Here is a 16,552-nt window from a genome sequence, read left to right on the forward strand (position 1 = left end):
CGCATGAATTCGCCCGCGACGATCGGCCTCGGAAGCAATGGAGACTCTTACCGGCTATGGTAAAAGTCGTACACCTGCTGCGCCACCGCCTGGCTGACCCCCGGTGCCTTGCGCAGATCCTCCAGGCTGGCATTGCGCACCGCGCGGCCCGTGCCGAAGTGCATCAACAGCGCCTTCTTCCGCGCCGGGCCGATGCCGGGCACTTCGTCGAGCGGGCTGGCACCCATCGCCTTGGCGCGTTTGTCGCGGTGCGCGCCGATCACGAAGCGGTGGACCTCGTCGCGTAACCGCTGGAGGTAGAAGAGCAGCGGCGCGTTGACCGGCAGCATCCGTTCGCTGCCGTCCATCATGTGAAAGACCTCGCGCCCCTCGCGGCCGTGATGCGGGCCCTTGGCGACGCCGACCAGGCAGACATCCTCGATGCCTAGGTCCTCCAGCACCGCCTTGGCCGCGTTGAGCTGGCCGCGCCCGCCGTCGATCAGGACCAGGTCGGGCCAGGTCGCATCGTCGCGGTCGGGATTTTCCTCGAGCTGGCGCGCGAAGCGGCGGCGGAAGACTTCGCGCATCATGCCGAAATCGTCATTGGTCGCCGCCTCGTTCCCCTTGATGTTGAACTTGCGATACTGGCCCTTTTGGAACCCGTCCGGCCCGGCCACGACCATCGCGCCCAGCGCATTGGTGCCCTGGATATGGCTGTTGTCATAGACCTCGATCCGCTGCGGCGGCTCGGACAGGTCGAAGAAGTCCGCCACCTCGCGCAGCAGCTTGGCCTGGGTGGTCGACTCGGCCAGCCGCCGGTCGAGCGCCTCGACCGCATTGCGCTTCGCCTGGTCGAGCAGGCGGCGGCGGTCGCCGCGCTGCGGCACGGTGAGTTGCACCTTGTATCCCGCCCGCTCGCCCAGCGCCTCGGTCAGCAATTCGCCTTCGGGCAAATCGCGGGTCGAGCAGGATCGTCTTGGCGGGCGGCACCTCCTCATAGAATTGGCTGAGGAAGCTGGTCAGCACCTCTTCCTCGGGCACGTCGGTGGTGTGCGCGGGGAAGAAGCTGCGATGCCCCCAATTCTGGCCGCTGCGAATGAAGAAGGCCTGGATGCCCATCACGCCCTCGCGACATGCCAGCGCGAAGATGTCGGCGTCGCCCACGCCCTCGGCGTTGATCGCCTGCGTCCCCTGGATGAAGGTCAGTGCCTTCAGCCGGTCGCGCAGGATCGCCGCCAGCTCGAAATCCATCGCTTCGGCGGCGTCCTGCATCTGCGCGCCCAGCTTGGCTTGGACCTGGGTCGACTTGCCGCCGAGGAAGTTCTTCGCATCCGCGACCAGCTCGGCATAGGCCGCCTCGTCGATCCGGCCCACGCACGGGGCCGAGCATCGCTTGATCTGGTAGAGCAGGCACGGCCGGTCGCGCCCCTTGAAGAAGCTGTCGGTGCACGACCGCAGCAGGAACAGCTTTTGCAGCGCGTTCAGCGTGTTGTTGACGCTGCCCGCGCTGGCGAAGGGGCCGTAATAATTGCCGACCGCCCGCCTGGCGCCGCGATGCTTCTGGATGCGCGGGAAGTCATGGTCGTTGCGCAGCAGGATGAAGGGAAAGCTCTTGTCGTCGCGCAGCAGGACGTTGAAGGCGGGGCGATAGCGCTTGATCAGCTGCGCCTCGAGCAGCAGCGCCTCGGCCTCGTTGTTGGTCGTGACGATCGTCATCGACCGGGTCTGCGCCACCATCCGCTGGAGCCGCTTGGGCAGACGATCGACCTGGGTGTAGTTGGCGACGCGGTTCTTCAGCGCGCGCGCCTTGCCGATATAGAGGACATCGCCGCGCGCATCCTGCATCCGGTACACGCCCGGCCGCAGCGGCAGCGTCGCCAGCACATTGCGGATCGCCGCCACCCCCGCCTTCAGATCGGGCGCATCGGCCCCGCGCAGGGTGAAGGTGGATTTCTCTTCGTTGAAGCGGTCGACGGGAGGCTCGGACATTACGGCCGATTTAGGAGCGCGGCGGGCGGATCGCTACCCTGTGAGGTGCCTTTGGTTCACGCGAAGCCGCGAAGACGCGACGGTTTTTTGTTCGCGCGGAGGCGCGGAGGACGCAGAGGCGTTCCAAACGTGGCGGTCGGAAGACCTTCTTCTTTCTCCGCGCTCTCTGCGCCTCCGCGCGAACCATCTTCTTCGTGTCTTCGCGGCTTCGCGCGAACCCAAATTCAGCCCTGCGCGAACAGCTTGGTGCCCATCACGCCGATCACGGTCAGCACCATGAAGCCCGCCTGGACCGGCGCGATCCTGTCGCCGAAGACGATCGCGCCACCGATCACGACGCCCACCGCGCCCAGCCCGGTCCACACCGCATAGGCGGTCCCGGCCGCAAGCCCGCGCATGGCCAGCGCCAGCAGGCCCATATTCACGAAGCTGAGCAGGATCGGCACGCTCGACGCCTGCCAGGTGGCAACGGTCGCCGCCCATTTCAGGCTGAGCGCCCAGCAAATCTCGGTAATCACGGCAATGCCCAGAATGACCCATGCCATCGGAGCGTCTCCTTGGTTACGGGCTCGGCACTATGGGCATCGGCGCCGGAAACCCGGAAGAGACGGCGATGCGGCCCCGTGCTTGCGGGGTTATGTCATGTGGGGCCTGGCCCGGCGGGCCCCCTCCCCAAGTCGAGCTTGAGAAGAAATTGGCTTTCCCATCCCCCGTTCGGGCTGAGCGAAGTCGAAGCCCACGCCCTGCCCTCTTCACACGCAGGGCGAGGGATTCCCTTGGGCTTCGACTTCGCTCAGCCTGAACGGTGTGGGCGGTCGTTCGGCCGCCAAAAACGACCGAACCGCGCCTCGGTCGCCCGAAGCGCGGTCCTGTCACTGGCCCTGGCGCCGATCAGTTCGGGCGGCCGAGCCCTGCAATTGAGCGGTCGATCATCGCCCGGTCGGCCTCGACCGAGTGATGCTCGGCGATCAGCAGACCGGCGGCCTTGGCCGCGGCCTCGGCGGCGCGGGCGCGGACCTCGGCCAGCGCGGTGCGCTCGGCGGCCGCGATCTTGTCCTCGGCCATCTTGGCGCGACGCTCCATCAGCGCCTCGGCATCGGCCTTGGCCTTGCTGAGCAGCTGCCCCGCCTCGTGCTGCGCCTGGACGCGCATCGCCTCGGCATCGGCATGCGCCGCCTTGGCCTTGGCCTCATATTCGGCCTTCAACGCTTCGGCTTCCTGACGCAGCTTGGTCGCTTCGTCGAGCTGGGCGCGGATACCGGCGATCTTCTGGTCGAGCGAGCGCCCGATCATCGCGGGCACCTTCTTGACCAGCATCCCGATCAGCACGACCAGAGCGGCGAGCGCCACCCAGCCGGTCGAATCGAAACCCAGCGCGGTCGGGCTGGCGGCGTGATGCTCGCCCTCGGCGGGCGCGACCGTGTTGGCGGTAAAGCCATCGCCTTCGCGGATCGGCTGGGGGGCCATGCCCTCGGCCGAGGCCGCATCGGCCAGGTTCTGCGCGACCAGCGCGTCGGCGTTGGTCAGCGCGCCGTTCGCGGAATGATTAGCCATGCGCGCTCACCTTTCGCACCGCGTCGGCCGCCGCGTCCTCGCCCACATGGACGCCGGACAGCTTGGCGACGAGATCGCGCGCGGCCTCGGCCGCCACGGACTGAAGATTGGCCATCGCCTCGGCCTTGGCATTGGCGATCGCCAGATCGTGATGACCCAGCCGCTCGGCCAGGTCGGCATCGGCCGCCTTGACCTGCGCCTCGAAGGCATGGGTGGCCCGCGCCTTGGCGGCGTTGGTTTCCGCCATCGCGGCGGTGCGCGCGGCGTCCATCTCGGCCCGCCATGCCGCCTCGACCCGGTCGGCCTCGGCACGCGCGGCCTCCGCCGCCGCCAGATCGCCGGCGATACGGGCTTCGCGAGCGTCGACGGTCGCCTGAATCTTGGGCACCATCCCACGACCGACCACGAAATAGAGCAGGCCGAAGGTGATCAGGAGCCAGAAGATCTGCGACGCATAGGTCGCACTGATCTGTGCTATCTGGGGCATGGAGTCCTCGTTGCCATATCAACCGGGCGACACGGGGCCGCCCGGCCGATCCGAATGATTAGGCGACGAACACCAGGATGATCATCGTCACGAAGGCGAGCAGGCCCAGAAGCTCGGCACCGGCGAAACCGATGAAGAGGCGGCCCTGCTGGCTGTCCGCCGCACCCGGATTGCGCAGCGCGCCTTCGAGGAACTTGGCGAACACGTTGCCCACGCCGAGCGAGGCGATGCCCATGCCGATAGCGGCCAGACCGGCACCGATCAGCTTCGCGGCTTCTGCGTCCATTTCAATCACTCCAGTTCAAAAAGGGTCGTTTGGGTATTCAAGTCGTGCGGCGAGGCCGCCCGCCCGGTCCGGCTCCCCGGATCAGTGCAGGTTGACCGCGTCGTTCAGATAGACCGAGGTCAGCAGCGCGAAGACATAGGCCTGGATCGCGGCGACCAGCAGTTCGAGAAGCGTGATGCCGATCATCAGCAGGAAGCTCGGCAGCGTGATGAGCGCGGCATAGCCGGGGCCCATGTTGATGCCGTTGATGACGAAGGCGGCGAGAACCTTCAGCAGGATGTGCCCCGCGGTCATCGCGACGAACAGTCGCAGACCCAGCGAGAAGGGACGCACCAGGAAGCTCATCAGCTCGACCACAAAGATCAGCGGGATCATGAGCGTCGGCGTGCCGTGCGGCACGAACAGCGCGAAGAAGTGGAAACCGTGGCGACCGAAGCCGACGATCAGCACGATCGCGAACGAGATCAGCGCGAGCACGCCGGTCACGGTCACATGGCTGGTCACGGTGAAGGGATGGACACCCGGCACCACGCCGAAGGGCAGCAGGCCCAGCACGTTGGCGAACAGGATGAACATGAAGAGCGAGAAGACATAAGGCAGGAAGCGCTTGCCCTCCGGCCCGATATTCGACGTCAGCATCGAATTGACGAAGCCGGTGAAGCCCTCGACCGCCGCCTGCCAGCGACCGGGAACCAGATCGCGCTTCATCCCGCCGATCATGAAGATCCACAGCGCGACCAGCGTCGCCACCATCCACAGAGCGGAATTGGTGAAGGAAAGGTCGTAGCCGCCGACCACCCAATGCCGACCGAGCACCGGCTCGATCAGGAACTGGTGCATCGGATCAATCTTGCCGCCCGATTCTGCCGCCACGCTGCTTCGTTCCCACATATGACGAACGCCCGGTTACTCCGGGCGCTCACCAGAAATCCGAATGATCTGCCTGAACGCCACGCCGATCCCCAGGAACAGCATCACGATCAGGGCCCAGGGTGCGGTGCCGAACCAGCGGTCGAAGAGCCAGCCGATCAACGCACTGCCGACAAGACTTCCGATCAGCGCGGAGATGACGCGGCTGCCCTGGGAATATCCCCTGTCGGCATCCACCTTCACCCCCTGCCGCGATGCGCCCTCCGCGCGTGCCTGAGCCAGTCGCTTGTCCAGCGCGGCCAGACGCGGATCGTCCGCATCGCCAAAGTCCTGTCCGGGCTCTTTCTCCGCCACGCAGCCACCCTCACCTGTTTTCGTCACCGAAGGGGAGAATGCGCGCGAACGGCGAGCGACCCCGCCAAGGCGAGGCCCGTTTAGAAAGGCCCTCCCCCCAAGTCAACCGCCTGGGGTGGGCGTTGTGACAGATGCGTTAAGGATTGTTGCCGAGGAGCGACAGGACCGTCCGATTCGCGGACCGGTTCCTCTTCTCCCCATAGGGAGCCCCCCTTCTTCTCCCCTCCCGCAGGCGGGAGGGGTCGGGGGAGGGCAGGTGCTATCGTCAGGCAATGCCTTTGAAGATACGGGACTTCATCCCCCCTCCCCTCAAGCCGACAGCCTGACCGTAACCGGACTCCCCTCCCCCAGCCCCTCCCGCCTGCGGGAGGGGAGTAAGAAGGGAGCTTACACGCAGGCCGGCGCCCGCTCGGGCGCCGCCGCGGTGCGCGTCTTCCACACGCCTTCGGGCGTCTTGTACTTCTCGCCGCTCGCGGTCTGCGCGATCAGGTTGCAGCCGCTGGTAAAGGCCATCTGCTCGACGGTCGCGCCGCTGGCCTGCGCCTTTTGGGTATAGGCCGCCTTGCGCTGGATGTTGATGCTGTTGACCAGCGTGCGCAGCGCCGGGGTCGCGGCGCCGACGATGCCCAGATAGCCGTCGGGCTGCTCGCCGACCAATCCCTCGGCGCGCGCGGCGGCATAGGCGGGATCGCGTTGTGCGATCGCCACGCCCGAAATGCCGATCAGCGCGACCGCTGCCGCCACCATCACCACCGCCTTGGTCTTCATGATCAGAATATCCCCGGATTCTGCTGGATCAGCGATTTGGCCTCGCCGTCCAGGCGATATACCACTTCCTGCGTCACATTGATGTTGAGATTGATCTCGATCGGCTTGTCCGGCGCGGAAATGTTCACACATCCCCCGCTCGCCAGGACCAGCGCGACCGGCATCCATCGCGTCATCCCCAAGATCGGCATTCTGTCCTGCATTTTCAATCCTGTTACGGTCATGGCACGGTCTCGCTTGCGCTGCGCTGAATGGGGGTTCCGGCGGCCGGGACGGCGGGTGGCGCGGCGCGCTTATTCTGTTCCTCCAGCAGCGCGGGCAGGTTCCGCTGGATCAGGCGGCGCGGGTCGTAGAAGGACTGCGCCGAATCGAGCAGCCCGCGGAAGGGCGCCTTGATCCGCACGTTGAACACGAAAGGCAGCTTCTGCAGCCGCCGGATCAGGAAGTTCGACTTGGCGCCCTTGCCCTGGCTGATCCCGGCGAAGCGGACATCGGTGACCATCTCGCCCGCCAGCGGCCCGTTCATGTCGATCCGAAGCGAACGATAGTTGAGCGAGCGGAGCGCACCGAAGGCCAGATTGCCCCAAAGCCCCAGGTTCTTCTGACTGACCGCCCCCAGATAGGCGATGCTGCCCCCGCCCGGCCGCACAACCAGCCGCCCGCCCTCGATCCGCCCGCCGCGCTCGTCGAAGACCATCGGCAATTCGCCGTCGAAGATGCCGGTGGCGTTGAGATTCTGGAAATCGAACTGGAGCAGGAACTGGTCGGCCGCCGCGCCCTTGACGTGGAAGGTCATCCGCCGCTCCACCGGCTGCGAGAAATCGAGCAGCGTCGGGTCGAGCGTCAGCGTGCCGCCCGCAAAGGGCCAGTTGCCACTCTCCACCCGGATACGCGTGCCCGACAGCGTCTGGTAGCGGACGGTGCCGTTCGTCACCTGGATGCCGGGATTGATCGTGCGGATCGTCACCACCTGGCCCGGCGCGCTTTCCAGCGCCAGCAGGTCGGTGAAGTGGATCTTGCCCGCAATCCCGGTGACGGGGCCGAGCGCGGCGGCGAGGTCGATGCCCTCGGTGCCGAAATCGCCGGTCGAGCGGACGCCATCGGCATCCCAGGCGATCCGCCCCTGGCCGGACATCTCGCCCCGCACATCCTCGATCACGCCCTTGGTGACGGGGGTCAGCAATTCGGGCTGGAAGTCCTTGGTGAAGGTCAGCCCCGGCACCGCCAGCTCGGCCGAGCCCGCGCCCCGATCGAGCGCATGGGTGATGGCGACATCGGCAACCTTCACATTCTTGGTGGGCTCGAACAACACGCCCTTCGCGTCGATTCGGCTGCCCGCCAGCGTCAGCGTCACGTCCCGCGCCGCCATCGGCAGGAAGCGCGGCGAATCGGCACGGGCATCGCTCACCTGCAACCCGCCGTTCAGGGTCAGCACGCCCTTGGCCAGCCGCCATGTGCCATCGGCCTGCCCCAGCAGCAGCGGCACCTGCCCGACCTGTCCGCTGCCGCCGGTGAACTGGCCCGCAATCCCCTCTGGCGTGATCCGGCCCGACAGGCTCGCCGCGTCGATCCGGGTCGGCGATTCGGGGCGGCCGATGCGGCTCTCGACGCCGGTCAGCGTGAAGCTGCGATCCGCCAGCGCGAACCGGGTCGTCGCCGCCGACAGCGCCAGCGGACTGCTCCCGATCCGCCCGGCGAGCCGTGTCGGCCCCAGTTGCGCCCCGCCGCCGATCCGCCCACCGTCGAGACGGACCAGCGCGCCGTCGAGCGGGCAAAGCGTCGTCGCGACCCGCTCCAGCCGGAGCCCCGACAGCGCCAGCCGGTCGATCGCCAGCGGCTGGCAGGTCGGATTGACCCGCAAGCGCCGTCCGCCATCCCAGTTGGCGGTGATGGGCAGGATCAGCCCATCGATCCGGCCGCCGCTGATCGGCCCGGACAGCATGGCGCGTGTCGTGATCTGCGTCTCGCCATTCATCGCCGCCTGGAACACCAGCCGGTCGAGCGCCAGGCTGGCACCGCCCGCGTCGTAACGCGCCAGCTCGGCGGTGCCGCGCATCGGCGCGCCCGGCGCATCCTGTCGTAAGATGGCGCGCAGACCGGGCAGGCCGCCCCCGCGCATCGCCAGCCGGGTGTCGAGCCGCAGCCCCCGCGCGTCATAGGTCAGCCCCGCGCCATCGGCGAAGGCCAGCCGTCCGCCACTGGCCGAGGCGAGCGACAGGCGCGGCACCCGCACCGCAAAGCCGGGGCCGCGCGGCCCCTTGTCGCTGTCGATCGCCAGCGCGACGTCGGCGGCGAAGCGCCGCCCGCCGCGCCGCACGGCCTCGGCCATGGCACTCACCACCGGGCCCACCGGGGTTCCGGCGGCGGCCGCGCCCCATTGCCCGACCCGCGCCAACATGGCGGGCGACAGCTGTGCGTCGCCCAGCGTCATCCGGCCGTCGAAGCGGGTGGCGGGGCCGACCAGATATTGTCCAGCGATCGTTGCCCGCCCGGCGCGGCCCGGTCGCGCGGTGACGTTGCGCGCGGCCAGCTGCATCCGGCCATGCGTGCCCTTGGGGGTGCCGGTGAAATCGAGCTGTCCTTCGATCGCGGCGGCGGCCATGACGGGATGGCGGATCGCGCCGCTGCCCACCGTGGCACGCCCCTGCCACCGATCGAGCGCCGCGCCGAAGGTCACATCGACCCGCGCCGCCAGATCGGCCACCGCCACCTCGCCGCAGCGCAGATTGCCGAGCCGCAGCGGCCCCGTCAGCGTCGGCTGCTCGCGCACCACCCGCACGCGCATCGGCGCGGCAAGCCCCGTGGCAACGCAATCGCCCATCACCAGCCGGGGCGCCACCGCCGCCAGATGCCCGGTGAAACCGTCGTTCAGCACTCCGCGCCCCGACAGGCTGATCCCCACCGGCCCATGCGGCGTGTCGAGCCGGATGCCGCCATCATCGACCACGACATCCAGCGCGGGCAGCGCGAAGGGCTTGCCCGAGGACGGCCCCATCAGCTTGTCGAGCGCGCCCAGCGTGATCCGTCCGCCGACCAGTCGCCCGTGCAACCGCACCCGGCCAGCGCGCACGCCCGTCACCTCGGCGCCGGACAGGGTCAGCCGGGTTCGCGTCTCCAGCCAGTCGGCGACCAGGTCGGGATCGCGCGGATCGCCGATCACCACATCGGTCAGCCTTTGCCGTCCCGTCCCCAAGTCGGAAATTTTGTAACGCGCAGGGACGCCGCGCCGCGCCAGTTCGCGATCGATGAAACCCCCGGCGAGCGGCTTGCGCTCCAGCCACAGAGCGATCAGCGCGACCAGGATCAGCAACGCGATGGCGATCAGGATACGCTGGAGGCGACGGAAACGCCGGATCGGGCTTTCGGGGGTGCCGACTTCCTCGTTCGCGCCCTCCACCCCGATGCCACTCCTTCCGTCTTGACCTGTGTCATAACCCTATGGTCGCGCCGCACGCAATCGCACGAAGCCCGGCGACAGTTCCCCGCGCCGCCCTTATGCTTTCCGGCAAAGGGGGAAGCGGACCATGGGCGACGGTGGCGGCGGGGACGAGCGGGATCAGCCGAATGACCATGCCGGACACCGTGCGCGACTGCGCGACCGGTTGTTGGGCGGTGGCGGATTGCTCGACCATGAATTGATCGAATATCTGCTGATGACCGCCATCCCCCGCCGCGACACCAAACCGATCGCCAAGGCGCTGCTGCGTGAATTCCATGACATAGGTGGCGTGCTGACCGCCGATCCCAATGCCCTGCGACGCGTCGACGGAGTGGGTGAGACGGCGGCGGCGGCGCTCAAGATCGCGCAGGCCTGCGCGCTGCGACTGGTGCAGGTGGAGGCGGCGAAGCGCCCGGTCCTGTCCAACTGGCAGGCGCTGCTCGACTATCTCCATGCCGACATGGCGCATCACGGGGTCGAGCGGTTCCGAGTGCTGCACCTCAACACGCGCAACATGCTGATCCGCGACGAACTGATGGGACAGGGTTCGATCGACCAGGCGCCGGTCTATATCCGCGAGGTGATTCGCCGCGCGATCGACTTCGGATCGGCGGCGCTGATCCTGGTGCACAACCATCCCAGCGGCGACCCCTCGCCCAGCCGCGCCGATATCGACGTGACCCGCGCCATCGCGGAGGCGGGCAAGCGGCTGGGGATCACGGTGCACGACCATCTGATCATCGGCACCTCGGGGCATGTGAGTCTGCGGGCGCAGGGGTTGATCTGAGGGGGATTCCCTTGGGCTTCGACTTCGCTCAGCCTGAACGGCTGTTGATAGTGCGGCAGGATTACCCAGACATCCGTTCAGGCTGAGCGAAGTCGAAGCCCACGCCCCCATTACCCTCACCGCATTGGAAACCCGAAGCCCCCGGTGCTAGGGCCCTGCCAACCAAGCGAATAAGGAATATCACATGCAGGTCTGGGCCGGGTTGGGCAATCCGGGGCCGCAATATGCGATGCACCGCCACAATGTCGGCTTCATGGCGATGGACGCCATCGCCGAGGTGCATGATTTCGGCCCCGTGAAGAAGCAGTTCCAGGGCTGGACCCAGGAAGGCCGCATCGGCGGGCAGAAGATCCTGCTGCTCAAGCCCGCGACCTTCATGAACGAGAGCGGGCGCAGCGTCGGCGACGCGCTGCGCTTCTACAAGCTGGGGGTGGAGGCGCTGACCGTCTTCCACGACGAACTCGACCTCGCCCCCTTCCGGGTAAAGGTGAAGACCGGCGGCGGCACGGCGGGGCATAACGGACTGCGCTCGATCGATCAGCATCTGGGGCCCGACTTCCGCCGCGTCCGGCTCGGCATCGGCCATCCGGGGCACAAGGACCGCGTGACCGGCCATGTGCTGGGCAACTACGCCAAGGCGGAGATCGAGCCGCTGTCCGACCTGCTCGGCGCGCTGGCGGCGGAGGCGCGGTGGCTGGCCGAGGGGGACGATGTCCGCTTCGTCAACGACATCGCGCTGCGCCTGGGAGACCCGGCATGAGCGTGCGCCGCCTCTTCGCCTCGCTTCTCTATGAGGGCCAGCTGGACGATGCCGATCTGCTGGAGGAGATCGAGCAGAGCTGCTGGGCGCTGGCCGAGGATGACCGCGCCGGGCGGCGCTGGTCGAAGGAGCATGGCTATCGCGGCTATACCAGCTATGCCTCGCTCAACGACCTGCCGATCCGCGATCCGGTCTTCGCGGACCTGCGCAAGAAGCTGGACCGCCATGTCGCGCGCTTCGCCGAGGAATGCGCCTTCGACCTGGGCGGGCGCAAACTGAAGCTGGACAGCCTGTGGGTCAATGTCCTGAAACCCGGCGGGCATCATTCGGCGCATATCCATCCGCACTCGGTCGTCTCGGGCACGCTCTATGTCGCCATGCCCCAGGGATCGGGCGCGCTGAAGCTGGAGGATCCGCGCCTGCCGATGCTGATGGCGGCCCCGCCGCGCCGTGCCGATGCGCCCGACGACCTGGCCACCTTCGCCACCGCCACGCCCCAGCCGGGAACGGTGCTGCTGTGGGAAAGCTGGCTGCGGCACGAGGTCGTGCCCAACGGTGCCAAGGGCGAGCGGATCAGCGTCAGCTTCAACTATCGCTGATCCGCCGCGCGCGACGATCCGCGCCGCACCCGCGACAGGGCGAAAGGTTCCCACGCTTCATCGATGAAAGCGGGCGCTTCGCCGCGCCGATATCGTGCCGTTAACTTATCTCGGTTAAAGGGGGCGTCGATCGCACCCCCTATCCCGGACGTTATTCCCGATGATCGAATTCGCTGTCTTCACCTTCGGCATGTTGGCGAGCTTCGTGCTGTCGGGCCTGGGCCGGAACAAGAAGGCGCAGCGCGCCAATCCGCCGATGCTGCATTATCTGGGCCTGGTGTTGATGGGGTTTTCGGGGGCGCTGGGCGTGATGCTGCTCGCCTGGGCCGCCGCGATGATGGTCGGGATCGCCTGACCCCATAACCCCTTCCCCCCAGTCCGTTCAGCCTGAGCGAAGTCGAAGGCCACGCTGGAACATCCGACAATGGCGCCCCGCCCAACCGTCATCCCTTGGCCTTCGACTTCGCTCAGGCTGAACGGAGCATGGGAGAAGCGCTCGGTTGAGAAATATCCCCATCGTCGCTAGAGGGACGCTTTCCCCTTCCTGTAGGATAAGCGACGCATGGGTTTCCGCTGCGGCATCGTCGGCCTGCCGAATGTCGGCAAGTCCACCCTCTTCAACGCGCTGACCGAAACGGCGGCGGCGCAGGCCGCCAATTATCCGTTCTGCACGATCGAGCCGAATGTCGGCAACGTCGCGGTCCCCGATCCGCGCCTGTACCAGCTGGCCGAGGTCGCCGGGTCCGCCAAGATCATCGAGACGCAGCTCGCCTTTGTCGACATTGCCGGGCTGGTGCGCGGCGCGTCCAAGGGCGAGGGCCTGGGCAACCAGTTCCTCGGCAATATCCGCGAGGTGGACGCGATCGTCCATGTCCTGCGCTGCTTCGAGGACGGTGACGTGACCCATGTCGAGGGCAAGGTCGACCCCATCGCCGATGCCGAGACGGTCGAGACCGAGCTGATGCTCTCCGACCTCGAAAGCCTGGAAAAGCGCGTGCCCGCCTTCATCAAGAAGGGGCAGCAGGGCGACAAGGAGGCCAAGATCGCCGCCTCGGTCCTGGGCCAGACGCTGGAGCTGCTGCGCGACGGCAAGCCCGCGCGGCTGACCGTGCCCAAGGATGAGGAAGAGGCGCGCGTGTTCTCGCAGGCACAGCTGCTGACCGCCAAGCCCGTCCTCTATGTCTGCAATGTCGAGGAATCGAACGCCGCCAACGGCAATGCCCATTCGGCGCGCGTGTTCGAAAAGGCCGCCGCCGAGGGCGCGCAGGCGGTCGTCGTGTCGGCCGCGATCGAGGCCGACATCGCGACCATGCCCGCGGAGGATCGCGGCGAGTTCCTGTCCGAGCTGGGCCTGTCCGAAACCGGCCTCGCCCGCGTGATCCGCGCCGGTTACGCGCTGCTCGACCTGCTGACCTTCTTCACGGTCGGCCCCAAGGAGGCGCGCGCCTGGACCGTCCATCGCGGCGCCAAGGCACCCAATGCGGCGGGCGAGATCCACAGCGATTTCGAACGCGGCTTCATCCGCGCCGAAACCATCGCCTTTGCCGACTATATCGCCTTCAAGGGCGAGGCGGGCGCCCGCGATGCGGGCAAGCTGCGCGCCGAGGGCAAGGAATATGTCGTGCAGGACGGCGACGTGATGCTGTTCCGCTTCAACGTCTGACCCATTATGCGCCGGTCGGCTCCGGCCGCCCGGCGCATTGCCGCTTTGCAGCGCGCGCCGGAGGACCTAGAAGCCGATTATGATCCAGGTTAGTTCGTTCCGGCGTATCATCTATAGCAGCCAGGCCGTGGGCGAGGATGGCCGGTCGGACCACCTGGCCATATTGCGCGTCTCGCGCCGCAACAACGGCATGGACGGCATTTCGGGCATCCTCTGGATCGAGCGGGGCCGCTATCTCCAGCTGATCGAGGGCCCCGTCGACAGCGTGGGCGACGCGTTCGAGCGGATCCGGCGCGATCCGCGCCACACCGACATCCAGGTCCTCGACGACCGCCGGACCGACACGCCGACCTTCGGCGACTGGGCGATGGCGGGGCTGCCCGGCGATCATCCCGCCGAAGCCGCCGAACGGCTGCGGGTCCTGCTTCGCCATGCCGGGCCGGAGGTGCGCCACTTCTTCCCGCTGGACTGACCGGCCGGGCAAGCGCGATCGTGCCGACGGGCCTCGCCAGTGTCACAGGACGACGCTATCGGCTGGCCTGAAAGGATAGCCGCTCCGTGACCCGACTCCCCCTCGCCGCCCTGGCCCTGACCCTCCTGGCCGGTTGTGCCTACCCCTATACGCCGCCCGCACTGCCCCCGATCGGCGAGAGCGCGGCGAGCGCGGGGGCGGCGACGCCCCGCCCCGCCGCCGAAGCGGTCGCGCCGCGCGCGCCGGTCACGATCCTGGTATCGATCGACGGCTTCCGCCCCGATTATCTGACGCGCGGGCTGACCCCGAACCTGTCGCGGCTGGCCGCCGAGGGGGTCAGCGCGTCGATGCGTCCCTCCTTCCCGTCCAAGACCTTCCCCAATCACTGGACCCTGGTCACCGGGTTGGTGCCCGATCGCCACGGGATCGTCGCCAACGGCTTCACCGATCCGGCCCATCCCGACGCGCGCTTCACCATGGCGTCGGACCAGCCCTATTGGTGGAACGCCGCCGAGCCGATCTGGATCACCGCCGAAAAGGCCGGAATTCCCACCGCCACCATGTTCTGGCCGGGATCGAACGTCGCCTGGGGCGGCACCTTCCACCCCGGCGACTATGGCGGCACCGTGACGGGCGGCATGCGTCCGCACGACTGGCAGCAGTTCAACCAGAACGTGACCGACCGCCAGCGGGTCGATTCGATCATCGACTGGCTGCGTCGCCCGGCGGCCACGCGTCCGCAGTTCCTGACCCTGTATTTCGACGAAGTGGACAGCGCGGGCCATGACGCCGGCCCCGACTCGCCGCAGGTGAACGCGGCGGTCGGCAAGGTGGACAAGGCGATCGGCCGCCTGCTGGCGGGGCTTGCCGAACTGGGCCAGCCCGCCAATCTGGTCGTCGTCGCCGACCACGGCATGGCCGCGACGTCCAGCGACCGGATCGTGACCGAGGATATGCTGGTCGATCCCGCCGATGCGGTAATGACCGAGGACGGCCCCTATGCAACCTTCCGCGCGGTGCCGGGGCATGAGGCCGCGCTGGAGCGGCGGCTGCTCGGCCATCACGATCATGCCGATTGCTGGCGCAGCCCGGCGATGCCCGCGCGTTTCCATTATGGTCGCAACCCGCGCATCCCCCCCTATTTCTGCCTCGCCCAGACCGGCTGGCTGATCCAGGCCAAGCGGCCCGATGCCCCCTTTGCCAAGGGCACCCATGGCTATGACAATGCCGATCCCGCCATGGCCGCGCTGTTCATCGCGCAGGGCCCCACATTTCGGTCGGGGGTGCGGCTGGCGCCGTTCGACAATGTCGATGTCGCCCCGCTGCTGCGCGATCTGATCGGGCTTCCGGCGGGCCAGGGGCTGGACGGCAACGATGCGCCGTTCCGCCGCGTTTTCAGACGATAAGGAGAGGATGCGATGATCTGGCTGGAGGATGTGGCGGTCGGCGATACCGCGCGGTTCGGAAATCATCGGGTCGAGCGGGACGAGGTGATCGCCTTTGCCACGCGCTACGACCCCCAGCCCTTTCACCTGTCCGACGAGGCCGCCGCCGCCACCCATTTCGGGCGGCTGTCGGCCAGCGGCTGGCACACCGCGTCGATGACCATGGCGATGATCGTCGAGCATTACCGGGCGACCGGCTTTCAGAGCCTGGGATCGCCCGGCATCGACGAGCTTCGCTGGCTGAAGCCGGTCTATCCGGGCGACACGCTGCGCTGCGAGACCGAAGTGCTGGAGGTGCGCCGCTCGGCCAGTCGGCCCGACATGGGGCTGATCGTCAGCCTGCTGACCGTCTATAACCAGGACGATGTGGCGGTGATGCGGTTCCGCCCCACGCTGATGATCCGGGCCCGCTCGGCAGGCTGATCAGCGCGGCCCGCGCGGACCGCCCCGCGCGCCGCCGGGCCGCCCGCCACGCCAGCCGGGATTGCCGCCGCGAGGGCCGCGCCAACCCTCGACCCGTGGGGCCGGCGGGCGGGGCGCGACACCCACACCGGGGTTGGGGCCGGGTCCACGCGGGCCATTGCCCCAGCGATCGCCGCGCCAGCCGTTGCGACCCCAGCCGCGCCACTGGTCGCGGATCGGGGCCCCGCGCCAAGCGCCGCGCCGCCCTTCCCAATAGGCGCGCTGGCCCTCGTTCCAGCGGAACGGCCGACGGTAGCGGTCATAGACATAGACGCCTGTGCCCGGATAATAAAAGTCGTCGTACCAGCCATAATAGGACGGCGCATAACCCGCGCCATAATAGCCGGGGGCATAGCCATAGCCGCCATATCCGCCATAGCCCGTGCCCACCGACACGCCGCTATAGCCATAGCCGTCGGCGCAGCCGCCCAGCGCCAACAGCCCGGCGGCCAGCAAGCCGCCCCATCCGATCCTGCCCAAGAGCATCGCCTCTCTCCATGCCCCTGGTCGTTCCTGCGGATGCGACAGGGGCCCGTCATCCGCGTCCGTCATCGGTCAACCCGAACCACGCCACCATGGTTCCTGCGCCCGCCCGACTGCACCCGCCATGAACGCCACCGCAAAGGGGATTGGCAAAG

The 16,552-nt window shown here is 67.9% G+C and carries 18 protein-coding genes and 1 pseudogene; 8 read left to right on the plus strand and 11 right to left on the minus strand.

The features are described from left to right. Positions 1 to 47: 47 nt before the first annotated feature. From uvrC to QE385_RS07470, 10 genes and pseudogenes are all read right to left on the minus strand, one after another. A pseudogene (uvrC, locus tag QE385_RS07425) lies at positions 48 to 1,968 on the minus strand (excinuclease ABC subunit UvrC). A gap of 224 nt (positions 1,969 to 2,192) precedes the next feature. Further along, entirely contained in the window at positions 2,193 to 2,513 is a 321-nt protein-coding gene (locus tag QE385_RS07430) for a multidrug efflux SMR transporter (RefSeq protein WP_307100527.1), read from the minus strand. Positions 2,514 to 2,859: 346 nt separating this feature from the next. Next, positions 2,860 to 3,522, minus strand: a complete 663-nt coding sequence (locus tag QE385_RS07435) for a hypothetical protein (protein WP_307100529.1) — start codon at positions 3,520 to 3,522, stop codon at positions 2,860 to 2,862. Then, positions 3,515 to 4,009, minus strand: a complete 495-nt coding sequence (locus QE385_RS07440) for an ATPase (protein ID WP_261269959.1) — start codon at positions 4,007 to 4,009, stop codon at positions 3,515 to 3,517. The genes QE385_RS07435 and QE385_RS07440 overlap by 8 nt, the downstream gene beginning before the upstream one ends. 58 nt (positions 4,010 to 4,067) lie before the next feature. Then, positions 4,068 to 4,295, minus strand: coding sequence for a F0F1 ATP synthase subunit C (locus QE385_RS07445; protein WP_007406947.1), 228 nt, complete (start codon positions 4,293 to 4,295; stop codon positions 4,068 to 4,070). A gap of 81 nt (positions 4,296 to 4,376) precedes the next feature. Then, positions 4,377 to 5,168 carry a F0F1 ATP synthase subunit A gene (locus tag QE385_RS07450; RefSeq protein ID WP_307100531.1) on the minus strand — a complete coding sequence of 264 codons (792 nt, stop codon included), beginning with the start codon at positions 5,166 to 5,168 and terminating at the stop codon, positions 4,377 to 4,379. 33 nt (positions 5,169 to 5,201) lie between these two features. Then, positions 5,202 to 5,519 (minus strand): AtpZ/AtpI family protein, encoded by a 318-nt coding sequence (locus tag QE385_RS07455; protein WP_307100533.1) that lies wholly within the window; start codon positions 5,517 to 5,519, stop codon positions 5,202 to 5,204. A gap of 387 nt (positions 5,520 to 5,906) precedes the next feature. Next, positions 5,907 to 6,287: a YdbL family protein gene (locus tag QE385_RS07460; protein WP_307100534.1), complete on the minus strand. Its 381-nt coding sequence runs from the start codon at positions 6,285 to 6,287 to the stop codon at positions 5,907 to 5,909. Positions 6,288 to 6,289: 2 nt separating this feature from the next. Beyond that, entirely contained in the window at positions 6,290 to 6,478 is a 189-nt protein-coding gene (locus QE385_RS07465; protein WP_307100536.1) for a YnbE family lipoprotein, read from the minus strand. A 29-nt stretch (positions 6,479 to 6,507) separates the two neighbouring features. Next, positions 6,508 to 9,684 carry a YdbH domain-containing protein gene (locus QE385_RS07470; RefSeq protein ID WP_307100538.1) on the minus strand — a complete coding sequence of 1,059 codons (3,177 nt, stop codon included), beginning with the start codon at positions 9,682 to 9,684 and terminating at the stop codon, positions 6,508 to 6,510. Between the two features lie 127 nt (positions 9,685 to 9,811). Between QE385_RS07470 and radC the strand changes: the two genes are divergently transcribed. The 8 genes from radC to QE385_RS07510 all read left to right on the plus strand — a co-directional run bounded on the left by radC (position 9,812) and on the right by QE385_RS07510 (position 15,875). Then, complete coding sequence (radC, locus tag QE385_RS07475) at positions 9,812 to 10,513, plus strand: DNA repair protein RadC (RefSeq protein WP_307100540.1); 702 nt, start codon at positions 9,812 to 9,814, stop codon at positions 10,511 to 10,513. Positions 10,514 to 10,697: 184 nt separating this feature from the next. Then, positions 10,698 to 11,273: an aminoacyl-tRNA hydrolase gene (gene pth, locus QE385_RS07480; RefSeq protein ID WP_307100542.1), complete on the plus strand. Its 576-nt coding sequence runs from the start codon at positions 10,698 to 10,700 to the stop codon at positions 11,271 to 11,273. After that, on the plus strand, positions 11,270 to 11,872 hold the full coding sequence (locus QE385_RS07485) for a TIGR02466 family protein (RefSeq protein ID WP_307100543.1): 603 nt from the start codon (positions 11,270 to 11,272) through the stop codon (positions 11,870 to 11,872). The genes pth and QE385_RS07485 overlap by 4 nt, the downstream gene beginning before the upstream one ends. Before the next feature lie 160 nt (positions 11,873 to 12,032). After that, positions 12,033 to 12,227 (plus strand): hypothetical protein, encoded by a 195-nt coding sequence (locus QE385_RS07490; RefSeq protein ID WP_307100545.1) that lies wholly within the window; start codon positions 12,033 to 12,035, stop codon positions 12,225 to 12,227. A 207-nt stretch (positions 12,228 to 12,434) separates the two neighbouring features. Further along, positions 12,435 to 13,535, plus strand: a complete 1,101-nt coding sequence (gene ychF / locus QE385_RS07495; RefSeq protein WP_307100547.1) for a redox-regulated ATPase YchF — start codon at positions 12,435 to 12,437, stop codon at positions 13,533 to 13,535. A gap of 79 nt (positions 13,536 to 13,614) precedes the next feature. Beyond that, positions 13,615 to 14,007 carry a BLUF domain-containing protein gene (locus QE385_RS07500; RefSeq protein ID WP_307100549.1) on the plus strand — a complete coding sequence of 131 codons (393 nt, stop codon included), beginning with the start codon at positions 13,615 to 13,617 and terminating at the stop codon, positions 14,005 to 14,007. A gap of 86 nt (positions 14,008 to 14,093) precedes the next feature. Further along, on the plus strand, positions 14,094 to 15,413 hold the full coding sequence (locus QE385_RS07505) for an ectonucleotide pyrophosphatase/phosphodiesterase (protein ID WP_307100551.1): 1,320 nt from the start codon (positions 14,094 to 14,096) through the stop codon (positions 15,411 to 15,413). Positions 15,414 to 15,425: 12 nt separating this feature from the next. Continuing rightward, complete coding sequence (locus QE385_RS07510; RefSeq protein ID WP_307100553.1) at positions 15,426 to 15,875, plus strand: MaoC family dehydratase; 450 nt, start codon at positions 15,426 to 15,428, stop codon at positions 15,873 to 15,875. Here the strand turns inward: QE385_RS07510 and QE385_RS07515 are convergent, their stop codons facing one another. Then, entirely contained in the window at positions 15,876 to 16,400 is a 525-nt protein-coding gene (locus QE385_RS07515) for a hypothetical protein (protein ID WP_307100555.1), read from the minus strand. Between the last annotated feature and the right edge of the window lie 152 nt (positions 16,401 to 16,552).

It is taken from the genome of Sphingomonas sp. SORGH_AS_0950 (genome assembly GCF_030818415.1).
GTDB lineage: Bacteria > Pseudomonadota > Alphaproteobacteria > Sphingomonadales > Sphingomonadaceae > Sphingomonas.